The sequence below is a fragment of the Streptomyces sp. XY431 genome (genome assembly GCF_001279805.1).
Taxonomy (GTDB): domain Bacteria; phylum Actinomycetota; class Actinomycetes; order Streptomycetales; family Streptomycetaceae; genus Kitasatospora; species Kitasatospora purpeofusca.
In genome coordinates, this window is sequence record NZ_LGDO01000300.1 from 1 (window position 1) to 696 (window position 696).

Consider the following 696-nt stretch of genomic DNA (forward strand, 5'->3'; position numbering starts at 1 on the left):
CGCCGCCGCGGCTGCCGCGCAGCAGCCCGCCCCGGCCCCGGTCGCCCAGGCGCAGCCGGCCGTCGAGCAGGGCCTGCCGCTGGCACTGCGCCAGGGCATCCTCTACGGCTGCGCCGGAGCGCTTGCCGTCGGCGGCCTGACGTGGATGGTCGGCGCGGGGGTCGGCGAGGTCGCCCCCTACGCGGACCAGATCGGCAAAGTGCTGATGTGGGCGGCCGCCACGGTGGCCGCCGTGGTGATCGGCGTCGCCGCGCTTCTCGGCAAGCTCCGCTCTGTCGCCTCCAGCGCGGGCGCCGGGGCGACCGCCAGCGGCGACAGCTCCACCGCGTTCGGCCCCGTCCTCGCGATGTTCCACCAGCACACCGAGGTCACCATCGGCAAGCAGTCCGCCGGATGGAAGGGGACGGTCAACAACAACGTCCGCTGACCGGCCGCCCGGTCTCGCCTCCGGCCCGCCTCCGCCCGCCCCGCCGTCCCGGCTGGGCGGGCGCGGCGCGTCCGGGGACGGGGCCGGCCGACCGGCCGCCACCGCGATCCGCTGGAGGACGTCGTGAGCATCACCGTCACCGCCGACCCGGCCAGCCCCGAGGACATGGGCGCCGCCGCGGCTGCCGCGCAGCAGCCCGCCCCGGCCCCGGTCGCCCAGGCGCAGCCGGCCGTCGAGCAGGGCCTGCCGCTGGCACTGCGCCAGGGCAT

Annotated in this window: 1 protein-coding gene; it reads left to right on the forward strand. The window is 78.2% G+C overall.

Features of this window, described 5'->3' with window-relative positions; translation table 11 throughout:
• Nucleotides 1–427: hypothetical protein (locus ADK60_RS24105; protein ID WP_199839738.1), on the forward strand; the 427-nt coding region annotated here is incomplete at its 5' end.
• Nucleotides 428–696 lie beyond the last annotated feature (269 nt).